Source organism: Sinorhizobium sp. M4_45 (assembly GCF_002885915.1).
Classification (GTDB): Bacteria; Pseudomonadota; Alphaproteobacteria; order Rhizobiales; family Rhizobiaceae; genus Sinorhizobium; species Sinorhizobium meliloti_A.
Genome location: NZ_NWVE01000015.1, coordinates 65007 through 80209 on the forward strand (window position 1 = coordinate 65007; position 15203 = coordinate 80209).

14 protein-coding genes are annotated in these 15203 nt (G+C 62.5%); 8 read left to right on the forward strand and 6 right to left on the reverse strand.

All coding sequences use genetic code 11. The annotated features are described in order from the left end of the window. Positions 1–23: 23 nt before the first annotated feature. Positions 24–929, reverse strand: a complete 906-nt coding sequence (locus CN933_RS29395) for an aromatic ring-hydroxylating dioxygenase subunit alpha (protein ID WP_180980845.1) — start codon at positions 927–929, stop codon at positions 24–26. A 476-nt stretch (positions 930–1405) separates the two neighbouring features. Between CN933_RS29395 and CN933_RS29405 the strand changes: the two genes are divergently transcribed. The 5 genes from CN933_RS29405 to CN933_RS29425 all read left to right on the forward strand — a co-directional run bounded on the left by CN933_RS29405 (position 1406) and on the right by CN933_RS29425 (position 6914). After that, positions 1406–2176, forward strand: a complete 771-nt coding sequence (locus tag CN933_RS29405; protein WP_100673270.1) for a GntR family transcriptional regulator — start codon at positions 1406–1408, stop codon at positions 2174–2176. Between the two features lie 54 nt (positions 2177–2230). Next, entirely contained in the window at positions 2231–3325 is a 1095-nt protein-coding gene (locus CN933_RS29410; RefSeq protein WP_102763224.1) for a BMP family ABC transporter substrate-binding protein, read from the forward strand. Positions 3326–3410: 85 nt separating this feature from the next. After that, complete coding sequence (locus CN933_RS29415) at positions 3411–4946, forward strand: ABC transporter ATP-binding protein (protein WP_102763225.1); 1536 nt, start codon at positions 3411–3413, stop codon at positions 4944–4946. Beyond that, the gene (locus tag CN933_RS29420) at positions 4930–5994 is read left to right on the forward strand and encodes an ABC transporter permease (RefSeq protein WP_180980846.1); all 1065 of its coding nucleotides are present in this window, start codon (positions 4930–4932) and stop codon (positions 5992–5994) included. The genes CN933_RS29415 and CN933_RS29420 overlap by 17 nt, the downstream gene beginning before the upstream one ends. After that, a complete protein-coding gene (locus CN933_RS29425) occupies positions 5994–6914 on the forward strand; it encodes an ABC transporter permease (protein ID WP_102763227.1) in 921 nt (306 codons plus the stop codon). The genes CN933_RS29420 and CN933_RS29425 overlap by 1 nt, the downstream gene beginning before the upstream one ends. A gap of 45 nt (positions 6915–6959) precedes the next feature. Here the strand turns inward: CN933_RS29425 and CN933_RS29430 are convergent, their stop codons facing one another. Further along, entirely contained in the window at positions 6960–7151 is a 192-nt protein-coding gene (locus tag CN933_RS29430; RefSeq protein ID WP_102763228.1) for a DUF6494 family protein, read from the reverse strand. A 272-nt stretch (positions 7152–7423) separates the two neighbouring features. On the opposite strand from CN933_RS29430, the gene nuoH reads away from it, so the two are divergent. The 3 genes from nuoH to CN933_RS29445 all read left to right on the forward strand — a co-directional run bounded on the left by nuoH (position 7424) and on the right by CN933_RS29445 (position 9528). After that, positions 7424–8410, forward strand: coding sequence for an NADH-quinone oxidoreductase subunit NuoH (nuoH, locus tag CN933_RS29435; RefSeq protein ID WP_018096347.1), 987 nt, complete (start codon positions 7424–7426; stop codon positions 8408–8410). Positions 8411–8478: 68 nt separating this feature from the next. Continuing rightward, positions 8479–9045 (forward strand): NADH-quinone oxidoreductase subunit I, encoded by a 567-nt coding sequence (locus tag CN933_RS29440; RefSeq protein ID WP_102763229.1) that lies wholly within the window; start codon positions 8479–8481, stop codon positions 9043–9045. A 42-nt stretch (positions 9046–9087) separates the two neighbouring features. Further along, positions 9088–9528: a CBS domain-containing protein gene (locus CN933_RS29445; RefSeq protein ID WP_018096349.1), complete on the forward strand. Its 441-nt coding sequence runs from the start codon at positions 9088–9090 to the stop codon at positions 9526–9528. 89 nt (positions 9529–9617) lie between these two features. Here CN933_RS29445 and nuoG read toward each other — a convergent pair whose 3' ends face one another. Genes nuoG through nuoD form a run of 4 tightly spaced genes read right to left on the reverse strand, consistent with a single transcriptional unit; the run spans position 9618 to position 15203 of the window. Further along, on the reverse strand, positions 9618–12179 hold the full coding sequence (nuoG, locus tag CN933_RS29450) for an NADH-quinone oxidoreductase subunit NuoG (RefSeq protein ID WP_102763230.1): 2562 nt from the start codon (positions 12177–12179) through the stop codon (positions 9618–9620). Positions 12180–12209: 30 nt separating this feature from the next. Next, positions 12210–13475, reverse strand: coding sequence for an NADH-quinone oxidoreductase subunit NuoF (gene nuoF / locus CN933_RS29455; protein ID WP_102763231.1), 1266 nt, complete (start codon positions 13473–13475; stop codon positions 12210–12212). 3 nt (positions 13476–13478) lie between these two features. Continuing rightward, complete coding sequence (gene nuoE / locus CN933_RS29460; RefSeq protein WP_102763232.1) at positions 13479–13970, reverse strand: NADH-quinone oxidoreductase subunit NuoE; 492 nt, start codon at positions 13968–13970, stop codon at positions 13479–13481. An 18-nt stretch (positions 13971–13988) separates the two neighbouring features. After that, positions 13989–15203, reverse strand: coding sequence for an NADH dehydrogenase (quinone) subunit D (nuoD, locus tag CN933_RS29465; RefSeq protein ID WP_102763233.1), 1215 nt, complete (start codon positions 15201–15203; stop codon positions 13989–13991).

Sequence of the window (15203 nt, forward strand, 5' to 3'; positions counted from 1 at the left end):
GTTCTCTCCAGAATTCTGAAACGTCAGGTGGCGGCCGGGATGACCCCGTAGGTCACGCCCTTCTGGCTGAGCCAACGGCGGTAGGCGATCGCCGACTTGTCGGCGCGGATCGGCGTCTCGGCCCGCGGGTCGAGCGGCAAACGCTTCGGAAACTGGTTCTCCAGGATCGGCTTGTCCTGGCCGAAAATGGTTTGCTGGAAGCGCTTGATCACCTTGTCTTCGTTCTCTTCGTCGAGGACACAGAGCATCATGTGCGCGCGGACATGCTCCTGATCGACCGGCTGAAGGAAAACGGCAATGACGTCGAGGCGGCTCTCGTCGATGGGACTGGATTTGTACAGCACCGAACAATAGGGATGCGGCACCCGATAGATATATTCCACATCGGCTCCGCCGGTGGATGCGGTCGAGGCCATCGGTTGGAAGAAGCGACAGCGCGTGGCGACGATCTCGTCGCGCTCGACCGAAAGCTCGACGTCGTATTCCTTGACCTCCGTATGGGGTTCGGCTCCCAGAATATCGGTGTGGACATAAGGAAAGTGGCCCATGTCGAGGAAATTCTCGATAGCGCGGGGTGCCGAAACATTGACTCCGATGGTGGCGGCATTGAGCCTGCGCCGATCGGCCTCCGCATATTCGGGAATGGGAAACAGCTCGGCGGGCGGCGTCCCCAGCGAGGTCCAGATATAGCCATAGGCAAGCTTGATCGGTAGACAGCCGCCGAGCGTACCGATATCGACCGGACTGCCGGCAGGGAGCTCGGGGCGCGAACGCCAAACGGCCGCCTTGCCCTCGCCATCCGAAACATAGCTGATGCGCTCTTCGAGCAGCACGGTTTCCTGAACCGTCCCCGCCGGCACCTCGTCCACCGCCGCCAGCGGGTGCCACAGATCGAGAACCACCTGGTCCTGGCATTTGGTCGGGCTCATGTCGTTCATCTCTGTGAATGGCGTCTGGTCATCAAGCGGTTGGAAACCGTAACGGCTGTCGGAATTCACCGGCTCGCCGCTACTGCCGCGAACCACCTGATGGCGATAGCCACCCACGACACTGGGCGGCGAAGTCAGCAGCGATCAGGCGCGGGTGAAGGGGCGCGGCCGACGACGTCAGGTCCGCAACGACATGGCAATCATTAAGAAGAACTCGATCGCTACAAAGGGCAGTTCTGCTCATCGCATCCTCCCTGGCTAGCACTTCCCCATGAACCTAGCTCCGTGATGGACTCATTGGAACCACAAGATTGGATACCAATCAACAAAAAATTGCATGGCAAAATGCGTTTTTTGATTGACAGCTTGATTTGATTGAATACCGATATGGAATTCGTAACGCCGGATATGCGGCCGTGCAATGCTCCGGTGCGACCGTCCCGCAGATTTTTCTGCGGGAGATGGAGAGACCTGTCATGAGCAGCCGTTCGCAGGCGATTGCCGACATCCTGACCCGGGCGATCATCGATCACCGGCTCGTACCCGGATGCAAGCTCGGTGAGCGCGAACTGGCCGAAATCTTCGAGGTCAGCCGCATCGTCATCCGCCAGGCGCTGATCAGGCTTGCCGACGACGGGCTGGCGCAGATCGAGCGCAATCGCGGCGCCTTCGTCGCACGCCCAAGCATGCAAGAAGCGATGGAGATCTACGACGCGCTGACGCTCGTGGAACAGGGCGTCGCCGCCCAGCTCTGCGACCGGCTGGGGCCGGCCGGCTTCGCCGAGTTGCGCCAGCACGTCGAGCGGCAGCGCCAGGCCGTCGCATCCGGCAACGACGCGCTTGCCGACGTTCTCGGCCAGGAATTTCATACTCTCTTCGTCCGCCTCAGCCGTAACAAGGTCATGCAGGAAATTCACGCGCAGCTCGTGCGGCGCACCACGCTCCTGCGCTCGTTGATCTCCGCCGATTTCGACTATTGCAATCTGCTGGACGACCACCAGCGCGTGATCGACCTGCTCGAAAAGGGCCGGCTGAAGCCTGTCATGGAGTTGATCGACACCCATCACCGCAGCGTCGTGCGCGGCTATATCATGGATCGGCAGGTCTTTCCGGAGCTGACGCCGCGGGAGGCGCTTCAGCCCTATCTCGACGGCAAAGCCGATGAGGCGTCCAAGCCGGCGCCACGCAAGAAAACGGGAGAAAGCGGCGGGGCCGGCGCGAGCCGGCACGTCCACGCCACGAAATAGATCCGGCGGCCACAAGCCGGAGAAACGACACGAACCGACAAAGGGGTTACTGCCATGTTCAACCTGACCAGACGACAATTCCTTCGATATTCCGGCGCGACCGGTGTGGCACTCGGAACCGGAAGCCTTGCCAGCTTCGCGAGCGCAGAGGAGCCGTTAAAGATCGGCGTCGTCTACGTCTCGCCGATCGCCGAGATCGGCTGGACCAAACAGCACAGCCTGGGCGTCGACGCGATCAGGGAGGAATTCGGCGACAAGGTCGCCATAACGGTCATTGACAACATCTTCATGCCCCAGGATGCCGAACGCGTGTTCCGCGAGCTCGCCGCCTCCGGAAATCAGCTGATTTTCGGGACCAGCTTCTCGCACGGCACGCCGATGCAGAAGGTGGCGCCGCGCTTCCCCAAGACGGCGTTCGAGCACTGTTCGGGCATCGTGCACCGCGCGAACCTCGGCACGTTCGAGGCCAAATATTACGAGGGCACCTTCGTCGCGGGCGCGGCCGGCGGGCATATGAGCAAGTCCGGCAAGATCGGCTTCATCGGCGGGTTCCCGATCCCCGACATTGTCGGGCCGGCGAACGCGCTTCTTCTCGGCGCGCAGAGCGTCAATCCGCAGGTCACCTGCAACGCCATCTTCCTCAACTCCTGGTTCGACCCGGGCAAGGAGAAGGAAGCGGCCAACACGCTCCTGTCGCAAGGCTGTGACGTCATCTGTTCGATGACCGATACGGCAACCGGCGTACAGGTGGCCGGTGAAGGCGGCGCCTGGTCGATCGGCTACGCCAGCGACATGGCCAAGTTCGGCTCGGGCAAGCAACTCACAGCGTTTACCCTCGACTGGTCAAGTGAGTATCTGCGCGCCGCAAGGGGCGTAGCGGAAGGCAACTGGAAGGCTGAGGCGCGTTGGGACGGGCTTGCCGCCGGCGTCGTCAAGATGGCCCCCTATAACGAGGCGATCCCTGCCGACATCCAGGCCAAATTGAAGCAGCTCGAAGTCGATATCGCAGCGGGCAAGATCCATCCCTATGCCGGCGAGCTCAAGGACCAGGACGGCAACGTCAAGGTCGCTGCCGGGTCGGTTCTTTCGGACAGCGACATCCGCGGGATGAATTGGTTCGTCAGGGGGATGATCGGCAAGCTCAGCTGAGCCGCGTCCTGAAATCGGCGTGACCGCGGCAAAATCCGCGTCGCGGCCACGTCGTCGCCAACGCACAACCACGGCAGGAGCGGCCATGATCCCCCGCCTCGAACTGCGCAGCATTACCAAGTGCTATCCCGGTACCGTCGCGAACGACGCCGTCTCGCTGTCGATCCTGCCGGGAGAGATACACGCCGTCCTCGGAGAGAACGGCGCCGGCAAATCGACGCTGATGAAGATCATCTATGGCGCAGCTCAAGCCGACTCGGGCGAGATCTATTGCGACGGCAGACGGATCGAGGCGCACAATCCCGCAATCTCGCGCTCGCTCGGGATCGAAATGGTCTACCAGCATTTCGCGCTATTCGAATCCGTCTCGGTGGTCGAGAATATCGCCCTGGCGGTCAAAGGCACTTTCGATCTCGACCGGCTCGCGGCTGAGATCAAGGCCTTGTCGGCGCGCTACGGCATGCCCATCGATCCGCACCGCAGGGTGCACGATCTCTCCGTCGGCGAGCGGCAACGCGTGGAGATCGTACGTTGCCTCCTGCAGTCACCCAAGCTTTTGATCCTGGACGAGCCGACCTCGGTGCTTACGCCGCAAGCCGTGGTGAAGCTCTTCGAAACGCTTCGCCAACTGGCAAGCGAAGGCTGCAGCATCGTCTATATCAGCCACAAGCTCGATGAAGTGCAGGAACTTTGCGACACCGCCACGGTGCTGCGCAACGGCAAGGTGACCGGCACGGCAAAACCCAAGGAATCGACATCGCTGGAGCTCGCCCGGATGATGGTCGGCTCGCAGCTTCCGCAAATGCATGTGAGCCCTTCGGCCCCCAGCGCCAAGCCGCTGCTGGAAGTCCGCGGGCTGTCCGCTCCCGCCCGGGACAAGTACGGCACCGAGCTGACGGATGTATCCCTCGAAGTGCATGGCGGCGAGGTCGTCGGACTGGCCGGTGTGTCGGGCAATGGCCAGGCTGAGTTGATCGCGCTGTTGAGCGGCGAGCGGACCCATCCGCGTGCGGAGACGATCCTCATCGGCGGCAGACCGTCCGGTCATCTCAGCGCCGGCGAACGACGCAAGCTCGGCATGGCCTTCGTCCCGGAGGAACGCCTCGGCCGCGGCGCGGTGCCGCCCCATGCCCTGTGGGAGAACGCCGTGCTGACGGCCCACCGGGCTGGCCTCGTACGCAACGCCCTCGTCGACCGCAGGAGGGCCGGCGATTTTGCCAGGCGCGTTATCGAGCGCTTCAAGGTAAAGGCGAATGGACCGCAAGCGAGCGCGCAAAGCCTCTCCGGCGGCAACCTGCAGAAATTCATCGTCGGGCGCGAGCTCACCCTGGAGCCGAAGATTCTTCTCGTGTCCCAGCCGACCTGGGGCGTGGATGTCGGCGCAGCCGCCTTCATCCGCCAGACGCTCGTCGATCTCAGCCGCGCCGGCGCAGCGGTGCTGGTCGTATCGGAAGAGCTCGATGAGCTGTTCGAGATCTGCGACCGGTTGCTGGTCATTTCCAACGGCCGCGTTTCGCCGCCATTGATCAGAAAGCAAACCAATCGCGAAGAGATCGGCCTCTTGATGACCCGGGTCGGCCATGGCGAAACGAGGAGAACCGAAGTTGCCCTTGAGGATTGAACAAAGGCAGGAACCATCCGCGCAGATGCGGATCGCCGCTCCGGTGATCGCCACGGTGCTGACCTTCCTTGCGGGGTCCGTACTGTTTGCCGCCCTCGGCTATGATCCGCTGGCGACGCTGCACGCCTTCTTCGTGGCGCCCATCAATTCCATCAACGGCCTTTCGGAGTGGCTGCTCAAGGCCTCGCCTCTGATCCTGATCGCCTGCGGACTGGCCGTCGGATTCCGTGCCAACATCTGGAACATCGGCGCCGAGGGGCAACTCATTATCGGCGCTATCGCAGCCTGTGGCGTCGGCCTCTTCTATCCCGATCCCGAGAGCCCGCTCCTCATTCCCCTCATGTTTCTCGCAGGCGCAGGCGCCGGCATGGCATGGGCAGCGATCCCGGCATTTCTCAGAGCCCGCATGAACACCAACGAGATCCTCGTCACGCTCATGCTGACCTATATCGCGACGCTGTTGCTGTCCTTTCTGGTCCACGGCCCGTGGCGCGATCCGGCCGGGTTCAATTATCCGCAAACGGCGCTCCTGCCGGCGGCGGCGATGTTCGAGCCTTTCGATTATGCCTACCGGCTCAATCCGTCGATCTTCATCACGGTCGTGGCAGTCGTCATGATGTGGCTCTTCACCGATCGCAGCTTCCTCGGCTACAAGATGTCGGTGAGCGGCGCCGCCCCCCTTGCGGCGCGCTATGCGGGCTTTCGCGAATCCTCCGCAGTCTGGACGGGGCTGCTTGCGGGCGGCGCGGCGGCAGGCATCGCCGGTATGGCGGAAGTGGCCGGTCCGCTCGGACAATTGTCGCCCCAGATCTCGCCCGGTTACGGCTTTGCCGCCATCATCGTCGCCTTCATCGGACGGCTGAACGCCTTCGGCATCGTGCTCGGGGGACTGCTGATGTCGCTCCTCTTCCTCGGCGGCGAGACCGTCCAGATGACCCTCGGCCTGCCGGCGGCGCTCACCCGCATCTTCCAGGGCATCCTCCTGTTCTTCCTGCTGGCTGCCGATTTCTTCATCTACTACCGTCTTCGCCTTCCGGAGCACGCCTGATGGATCTTTTCATTGCCATTTTCACCGGGACCATTATCGCGGCGACGCCCCTGATATTCGCAGCCCTTGGCGAGCTCGTCGTCGAGAAGTCCGGCGTGCTCAACCTGGGCCTCGAGGGCATGATGCTGATGGGGGCGGCCTTCGCCTTCTGGGCGGTGATCGCCGGCCTGCCGATGCCCGTGGCCATCGCAGCCGGGGCGCTTGCCGGTGCCGCCACCTCGCTTCTCTTCGGGGTGCTGGCACTGACGTTCCTGACCAACCAATATGCTGCCGGCCTGGCGCTCGCCATATTCGGGTCGGGGGTTTCGGCCTTTCTCGGGCGCGGTTTCGGCAGCGCGCCGATCGATGCGCTGAAGCGCGTCCATATCCCCTTTCTCTCCGATATCCCGGTGATCGGGCCGATGTTCTTCCGCTTCGATCCGATGGTCTATCTGGCAATCGCGATGTTCGGCCTCATCACCTGGTTCCTTTACCGCACCAAGGGCGGCCTCATCTTGCGCACCATCGGAGAGTCGCCCGAAACGTCGCACGCGATCGGCTATCCCGTCATCAGGATCAGATATCTGGCGGTGCTGTTCGGTGGTCTGATGGCTGGCCTTGCCGGGGCATATCTCTCGGTCGCCTACACGCCGCTCTGGGTGGAAAACATGACGGCCGGCAAGGGCTGGATCTCGCTGGCACTGGTCGTCTTTGCGACATGGCGGCCGCTGCGCGTCCTGATCGGCGCCTGGCTGTTCGGCGGCATGACGATCCTGCAGCTGCAGGGCCAGGCCCTCGGCATCGCAGTCCCTTCGGAGCTGCTCTCGGCGCTTCCCTATCTCGCGACTATCATAGTTCTCGTGATCATCTCGCAAAATCGCCAATTGCTGACGCTGCATTTCCCGGCGTCGCTGGCAAAGCCATTCCGGGCGGCGAGCTAGCGTTCAAGGCAAAGTGGCGGGGACGCCGGGCTTCCCGTTTTCGAGTTATGGCAGCTCGATCTCACCCGCCACTACATGATTGAGGCCAATGCCTTCCGCCGTCAGCGTCATGCAGACTTTCAAGGTCTTGCCTGCGATCTGCCCCTTGCGCACCGTCTCCTCGATCTCTCGCTGCGAGGTGACTCCGACCTCCTTCAGGAACTTGCGGATCGACATATTGAAGGCATCTTCGCTCATGGCAGGACTCCTCTGTGTGTGGAAGTGGTTGTAGGAGAATGGGGGTGAACAAGGAAGCAAGCGACCGCGCGGATCGGCGCCGGTTCCTGCCGCCTCATTGCAAGTGGAGCGTGACGGCTGTACCGTGAGGCTGACAGGTGCGCAAAGCGCGCTGCTGCATGCTGCCTTAGGTACCTAGCCGCCAAGGATGATGTCATGCAGCGATCCAAGGTGCCACATCGTGCTTTGCGCGTCCGACAGCACGCGCGGGGCTGGGCAACGGACGCAAAGTCATGGAACTTATCGTCGCCCTCGGCGTGATAGTCTTCAAGGTCGCCTTGCTGATCGCGATCCTGCTGTTGCTGCCCCTGCCGCTGACTTGGTTGGAACGCAAGATCGCCGGGCACATGCAGCAGAGGATGGGACCGATGCGCGTGGGCTGGCACGGATTGCTGCAGCCGGTGGCGGACGGGATCAAGCTCCTGACCAAAGAGGATCATATCCCGGCCGAAGCCGACCGCTTCCTGTTCAAACTGGCTCCGATCCTGGCGCTTGCCCCGCCCTTCGTGGTGTTTGCCGCGATCCCCTTCGGCGAAACCGTTTCGGTCCTCGGCAACGAGATCACGCTCTACATTTCCAACCTGAACGTAGCGCTGCTTTTCGTCTTCGCGGTGATCGGGCTGGAGGTCTATGGCGTCATCTTCGGCGGCTGGGCGGCCAACAGCAAATATGCCGTGCTTGGTTCTCTGCGGACCTGCGCGCAAATGATCAGCTACGAAATTCCGATGGGTTTCGCGGTCATCGGCGTCGTCATGCTGGCGCAATCCATGAGCCTGCTCGACATCGTGCGGGCGCAAACCGACGTCTGGAATATCGTTTATCAGCCGATCGGATTTTTCGTGTTCTTCGTCGCAGGACTTGCAGAAGCGCAGCGAATTCCTTTCGACCTCGCGGAAGCCGAAGGCGATCTGGGAGCCGGCTTCCACACCGAATATAGCGGCATCCGCTTCGCCCTGTTCATGGTCAGCGAATATGTCGTGATGGTGCTGGTGTCGGTCCTCACCGTGATCCTGTTCTTCGGCGGTTGGAACGGTGTGCTCATCCCGCTGCCGCCGCTCCTCTGGTTTTTGCTGAAAGTTGCCTTCTTCGTCTATTTGTTCATGTGGTTCCGCTTCACCTTCCCCCGCTACCGTTATGACCAACTGATGGCGATCGGCTGGAAGGTCTTGCTTCCCCTGTCTTTGGCGAACATAATCATCAGCGGTGTTGTTTTCTCTTGATGCATGCCGCCCAGAAGCTCCGGGCACGGACATGCAGGACGACTCTCAGGAGCCGCAGCGAGGCGGCCATGTCGCACGCACTGGACAAAGCTGGAAGATGGATCGGCTGGGCCTTCTTCGCCGATCTGGCGAATGGTTTGGCTTTGACCTTCGGCTACATGTTCTCCAGACCCGTCACCATGCAATATCCGGACAAGGAGAAGTGGCTGCCCTATTCGCGTTATCGCGGGCACCATTTCCTCAAACGTGACGCCGAGGGAGAGATCAAATGCGTCGCCTGCGAGCTCTGCGCGCGGATCTGTCCTTGCGACTGCATCGAAGTGGTCCCCTACGAGGATGAAAAGGGCAACCGGCGCCCGGCCAAATTCGAGATCGACACGGCCCGCTGTCTCTTCTGTGGGCTCTGCGAGGACGCCTGCCCGGCGGACGCGATCGCTCTTGGCCAACAATATGAATTTTCGAGTTTCTCCTCGCGCGACTTGGTGATCGGCCGTGACGATCTGCTCGCCAAGCCGGGCAAGGCGATGACCGGCGGCGGTGTCGTCGCCGCGCGCCTGAACACCGAACGGGATGTTCTGGTCCAGGCCAGCGAGCGGCGCGGGTACAATTGGTGGCGGAATATTCGACGAAAGTGAAGGCGCGCCGGGGTCGCGCCGAAGCAGGAACTGGAGGCTCAGATGCACATCTGCCAAATCCTGGGAAGCAAGTCTCCCGAAATCGTCTCGGTCACGCCGGACCACACGATGGTCGAAGTATTGCGGCTGTTTCGCGACAGGAATATCGGCTTCGTCGTCGTCGGCCGTTCGCCAGGAGAATGCCTGGGCACGCTCTCGGAGCGGGACTGCTGCCATGCCGTGGCCGAGTACGGCACCGAAGCACCGCTGATGCGGGTGGGAGAAATCATGAACCGCACTGTCGCGACCTGCTCGACGGAGGATTTCCTGCCCTTCGTGATGTCGATCATGACCGAGCGGCGCACGCGCCATGTGCTGGTCATGGACGGCAACGATGCCGTCGGCGTGGTCAGCATCGGCGACGTGGTCAAACACCGGCTCGAAGAGGCATTGCAAGCGGAGCGGGACATGCACGACTACATTTGCGGAGCCAACTATCGCTGACGAAAACGCCTGCCGCATGCCTTAGAGTTGACCCGATCAACAGCAAGGCTGCAGCAAATACCCCCTCTGCCCCGCAGATCCGGATGCAATCAGACCCGGTCTTCCTCCAGAGCGGATTCTGCGCGCCTCTCGCAGGCGCGGATCTCCACCGGACATGGATACTCTCCCCGCCGCATCAGACTGTTGAGCCGCAGGGCGCGGTAGTTTTCGGGAACGAACGCGAGCCCGTCCGGAAAGCGCCTGTTGACCTTGAGCTTCGCCGTCAGCTCGCCCCGGGCGGACCGCACAAGCATCTGATCCCCGTCCGAAAGGCCGAGTCGCGCGGCATCCTGAGCGCTCATTTCGATAAACGGGTCGTCTGCAACCGAATTCAGGGTTTCCGAGCGCTCGGAAACATAGCCATTGTGGAACAGGCAGTTGCCGGTGATCAGCTGGAGCACGTCCGTCACCCCAGGAGCAGACGGAGGAGCGAAGAACCCGCTTGCCCATGGCTGCGGGGCTGACGTGGTGAAGGCACCGTCGGCACCAAGCCCTTCCCGCGTCAAGCCTTCATAGGCGGGAACCAACCGGGTCATCTCGTCGAAGATGGCGGTCTCGGTCGATGGCTGCAGCGGCTGCTCCCGAAGCGCCGCGATAAAGTCGAAGATCGCCAGATTACTCCTGGCGTCAAAAGCCGGTTCGCGGAATTTTCGAAGCGCCTGGGTCCGGCCTTCATTGTTGGTGAAGGTCCCGGATTCTTCGCCGTAACCGGCTGCGGGCAGCACGACGTCGGCCAGTCCCGCCGTATCGGTCAGAAACGCGTCCTGCACGATCAGAAGATTGGCGGTACCGAGTGCGCGCTCGACGAACTCCCGGTCGGGATAGGACATCAGCGGGTCGCTTCCGACCACATAGAGAACGCCCATCCGCCCGTTTACGCAGAGTTCCAGCATCGCATCGAAACCGGCGCCCGGTTCGCGGGGGATCTCCGCGCCCCAGCTCCGTGCGAACATCGTGCGCGTCGCCTCATCGGCGACAGGGCCAAGGCCCGGCAAAACTCCGGGCAGAACACCCATGTCCCAGGCGCCCATCTGATTGGCACGATCGAAGAGAAACTGCAGAGAGGGTTCCTTGCCGAGCAGGCGCAGGAGTTGGAGAAGATTGCCCAGCTGCTGCAGCGTCTCCCGTGCCAGCGGTGATCTCAGCAGATCGACGCTTACCAGGAGGGTGACGCTCCGACCTTCCTTGAGCGTTGAAACCAGACGGTCCAACGCGTCATTGGTGTCGGACCCGGTGATCGTCCCGCTGGTCATCGCAAGGATATCGCCCGGCAAGCCCTGATCGGTCACGGCCACGAGAGCAGCCACGACCGCGGCAAGGCTCCGAGCCTCGCCGCCGGGATGGGCGCGAAGGACCGCCGCCGCATCGGCATCGAGCCGCGATGGCCGCGCCGAAAGCATGAGCAAGCGGGTATGCTGCCGGCGCGCGGCATCGCGCAGGAGGTATTCGGTGACCGGGTTCTCCTCGGTCACGTTGCCGCCGATGATGAGCACGCAGTCCTTGCCGATCACCTGTTCGAGAGGGCCGCGGCTGTAAAAGCTTGCCACCAGCGGCGCCAGGATGTCGAGGGGTGTGGACCAACGCGACGAGCAGTCGACGTTATTGGTGCGGAACACTGTCCGCATCAGTTTCTGGAACTGGTAGAGCACCTCGTTCGGCAGACGCGGCGAGATGAGCCCGCCGGCGGCCTTGCCCTCCATTACACCGATGCGCTGGCGGACAAAATCGCCCGCCTCCTCCCATGACACCGCCGTCAGCGCGCCGTCGCGGCGGATCATCGGCCGCTTGATGCGATCCCGGCTTTCAATGAAGTCGAGGCCGAAACGGCCGCGCACGCAGAGCGTTTCGCGATTGACGCCATGTTCCCAGTCAGAGCGGACCCGCATGAACTCGCCTTTGCGCGCTCCGACGGTGAGCTGGCATCCGGTGCCGCAATGCGGGCAGATCGTGTCGGTCTCGGCGAGATCCCAGGGCCGTGCCCGGTAGCGATAGGGGAAACTCATCAGCGCGCCGACTGGGCAGACCTCGACGCAATTGCCGCACTGGTCGCAGCTCGCAAGACTCCCCTCGAAACCGGTGACGGCGGTGTCCATGCCCTTTTCCACCGTGCCTAGCGCCACCGCGCCCACGACCTCCTCGCACATTCGCACGCAGCGCTGGCACTGGATGCACCGGTTGACATTCATGATGATGACCGGGCTCAGACGGATGTCCTTCGAATGGAACACGCGTTTTGGGTCGCGGAACCGGCTTTCGCCGGGCCCATACGCCATGACCATGTCCTGAAGTTCGCACTCGCCTCCCTTGTCGCAGATCGGGCAATCGAGCGGGTGATTGGCGAGCAGCATGTCGAGCATCGACGAGCGCGTTTCCTCGATCAGCGGCGTATTTGTCCGAACCACCATGCCGTCCGATGCCACGGTCGCGCAGGCCGGCTGCAGCCGCCGCAGTCCCTCGATCTCCACCAGACACATGCGGCACGAGGCGAGTGGCGGCAGGCGCTTCCAATAGCAGAAGGTGGGAATGTCGATGCCCAGACGCTCGGCGGCGGCGAGCACCGTGGAGCCAGCCTCGACCTCCAGCATTTGTTCGTCGATCGTGACCTTGACCATACTTCCTCCCGGACCGGCCGGGTGCCCGTTTCAGTGGAAAGGGCACCTCCGCTCTTCGATATGGACGACGAATTCCTCGCGGAAATGCTTGAGCGCGGCCCGCAAGCCCATGGCCGCACCGTCGCCCAGGGCACAAAACGTGTTGCCGAAAATACCCTTGCAGAGCATCTCCAACTGCTCCAGGTCGCCGGTTTCACCCTCGCCTGCCTCGATGCGGCGCAGAACTTTCACGGCCCAGTCCAAACCTTCCCGGCATGGCGTGCACTTGCCGCAGGACTCATGGTGGAAGAACTCGATGATCCGCGTGGCGAGCTTGACCATGCAGGTGGAGTCGTCGATCACGACCACGCCTGCCGAGCCGAGCATCGAGCCGGCGGCAGCAAGCGAGTCGAAATCCATGCCCACCTCGAGCTCGCTCGCCGGGATAACCGGTGCCGATACCCCACCGGGAATCACCGCCTTGACCTTTCGCCCCGGCAGGGGTCCGCCGGCGTGCTCCTCGACGAGTTCCTGCAGCGATATGCCCATCGGCAGCTCGTAGAGGCCGGGTTTGCGAACCTGACCGCTGAGGCAGTAGAGCTTCGGGCCGGGGCTCTTGTCTGGCCCTATGCAGCGAAACCACCCCGGTCCGCGCATCACGATATGCGGCACGCAGGCAAGCGTCTCGACATTGTTGATGACGGTGGGGCTGGCGTAGAGCCCGGCCACGGCAGGAAACGGCGGCTTCAGTCGCGGCTGCGCCCGCTTGCCCTCGAGTGACTCGAGCATTGCGGTCTCCTCGCCGCAGATATAGGCGCCGGCACCGCGATGGATGTAGACCATGAAATTGAAGTTCGAGCCGAGAATGCCGGTGCCCAGATAGCCGTTTTCATGTGCCTCGGCGATCGCCTGTTCCATACGGCGAATAGCCGTCACATATTCTCCACGAATGTAGACGTAAGCCGTCTCGGCCCCGATTGCATAGGCGCTGACAGCCAGCCCCTCAATGAGCTGATGCGGGTCGCGCTCCATGATGATGCGGTCCTTGAAGGTGCCGGGTTCCCCTTCATCGGCGTTACAGCAGAGATATTTCGGCTTGCCGGCCGCTTTCGGCACGAAGCTCCACTTCATGCCCGTCGGGAACCCGGCGCCCCCGCGGCCGCGCAGGTTGGATTCCTTGACGAGGTCGACGATCTCGTCCGGCGTATATTCGCCGAGCGCCTTCCGGAGCGCCCGGTAGCCGCCGCCGGCCTCATAGGTCGACAGCAGATGACCGTCCGGCACATCGACATTCCTGAGCAGGACCGGCTCGAACATGGCTTACTCCCCTGGCGCCGGCGCAGCAGCGCGCTCCGCCGCGCGGAAGCTCTCCAGCAGCGCATCGAGCCGCGCGGTATCAAGGTTGCCGTGGTAATCGTCGCCGACCTGCATCACCGGAGCCATTTCGCAGGCCCCGAGACATTCGACGGTCGAAAGCGTGAACGCACCGTCCGGGGTGGTTTCGCCCTTCCTGATCCCCATTGTCGTTTCCAGGTGCTTCAGCAGCGCCTCGGATCCGCATAGCATGCAGGAGACATTGTCACAGAGTTGCAGGTGGAACCTGCCGATCGGCTCGGTATGGAAGAGCGTGTAGAAGGTCGCCAGTTCATAGACCCAGACGCGTTCGACGCCGAGGATCTCGGCGACGTCTTCGAGCACCGGCCCGGGCAGATGACCATGCTCCTTCTGCGCGATCATGAGCGCGGGCATGATCGCCGACCGCCGTTCGGGGTATCGCGCCGCCGCCGCCTCGATCTCTTCGCGCATGGTCATCGCGTCCGATCCTCCCTGCTACTTGTCCACCTCCGCCATCACCGGGTCGAGACTGCCGAGCACGGCGATCATGTCGGCGAGGTAGCGTGCGTTGGTGACGCCGAAGAGCGCCTGAAGATTGACGAAGGAAGGCGCCCTCACCTTCATGCGGAACGGCTTCGGCGATCCGTCGCTGATGATGTAGAAGCCGAGTTCTCCTTTAGGCGCCTCGATGGCCGCATAGACCTCGCCTTTCGGTACGTCGAAGCCATAGGCGGAGAGATCGAAATGCTGGATCAGGGCCTCCATCGAGCAATGCACGCGCTCTTTGTCCACGGGGAATGCGATCGTCGGGATATCGACCTGAAACGACCCCTCCGGCATCTGCTCCATGCATTGTTCGATAAGGCGGATGCTCTCGCGCATCTCGTCGACGCGGCAAAGCCAGCGCGCATAGCAATCGCCCTCCTCGCGCGTGATGACGTTGAAATCGAGCCGATCGTAGATTTCATAGGGTTCGTCGCGCCGGATATCCCAGTCGACGCCGGAGGCACGCAGGTTCGGCCCGCTCAAGCCGAGGTCGATCGCGTCCTTTGCGGAGATCACGCCTATCCCCTGCGTGCGGCTGAGAAACACCCGATTGTTCTCTATCAGGCGCTCATAGTCGCGGATCCTGTTCGGGAAGATCTCGCAGAACTCCCTGATCTTCGGAACGAACCCGTCGGGCAGGTCCTCGCGTACTCCGCCGACGCGGCAGTAGGACGTGTGCATGCGCGCACCGGTGATCATCTCCAATAGGTCCATGATCATTTCGCGCTCGCGCATGGCGTAAAGCAGCGCCGTCATGGCGCCCAGGTCCATCGGCAGCGCGCCGGTGATCAGGAGATGGCCGGAAATCCGTGCGAGTTCGGCCATCATCACGCGGATATATTGCGCTCGGATCGGGGCCTCTATGCCGAGCAGCTTCTCCACGGCGAGCGCGAAGGCCAGGTTGTTCGAAGGCGGACAGAGATAGTCGAGCCGGTCGGTCAGCGGGAAGATCTGGGTATAGGTGAAGCTCTCCGCCAGTTTTTCGGTGCCGCGGTGCAGATATCCGATATGCGGGTCGACGCGTTCGACATATTCGCCGTCGAGTTGGAGCACGAGCCGCAGAACCCCATGGGTGCTCGGGTGTTGCGGACCGAGATTGAGAAGCACCTCCTTGGTATTGAGCGCTTCGCCCTCCGGCCTCATGAGCTCGGTGACTTCGGTCAT

Coding starts and splice junctions, on each gene's coding strand:
- CN933_RS29445 (WP_018096349.1), top strand. CDS start 9,088: ATGCACATCTGCCAAATCCTGGGAAGCAAGTCTCCCGAAATCGTCTCG.
- nuoF (WP_102763231.1), bottom strand. CDS start 13,475: ATGTTCGAGCCGGTCCTGCTCAGGAATGTCGATGTGCCGGACGGTCAT.
- nuoG (WP_102763230.1), bottom strand. CDS start 12,179: ATGGTCAAGGTCACGATCGACGAACAAATGCTGGAGGTCGAGGCTGGC.
- CN933_RS29440 (WP_102763229.1), top strand. CDS start 8,479: ATGTCGCACGCACTGGACAAAGCTGGAAGATGGATCGGCTGGGCCTTC.
- nuoD (WP_102763233.1), bottom strand. CDS start 15,203: ATGACCGAAGTCACCGAGCTCATGAGGCCGGAGGGCGAAGCGCTCAAT.
- CN933_RS29395 (WP_180980845.1), bottom strand. CDS start 929: ATGAGCCCGACCAAATGCCAGGACCAGGTGGTTCTCGATCTGTGGCAC.
- CN933_RS29430 (WP_102763228.1), bottom strand. CDS start 7,151: ATGAGCGAAGATGCCTTCAATATGTCGATCCGCAAGTTCCTGAAGGAG.
- nuoH (WP_018096347.1), top strand. CDS start 7,424: ATGGAACTTATCGTCGCCCTCGGCGTGATAGTCTTCAAGGTCGCCTTG.
- nuoE (WP_102763232.1), bottom strand. CDS start 13,970: ATGACCATGCGCGAAGAGATCGAGGCGGCGGCGGCGCGATACCCCGAA.
- CN933_RS29410 (WP_102763224.1), top strand. CDS start 2,231: ATGTTCAACCTGACCAGACGACAATTCCTTCGATATTCCGGCGCGACC.
- CN933_RS29425 (WP_102763227.1), top strand. CDS start 5,994: ATGGATCTTTTCATTGCCATTTTCACCGGGACCATTATCGCGGCGACG.
- CN933_RS29415 (WP_102763225.1), top strand. CDS start 3,411: ATGATCCCCCGCCTCGAACTGCGCAGCATTACCAAGTGCTATCCCGGT.
- CN933_RS29405 (WP_100673270.1), top strand. CDS start 1,406: ATGAGCAGCCGTTCGCAGGCGATTGCCGACATCCTGACCCGGGCGATC.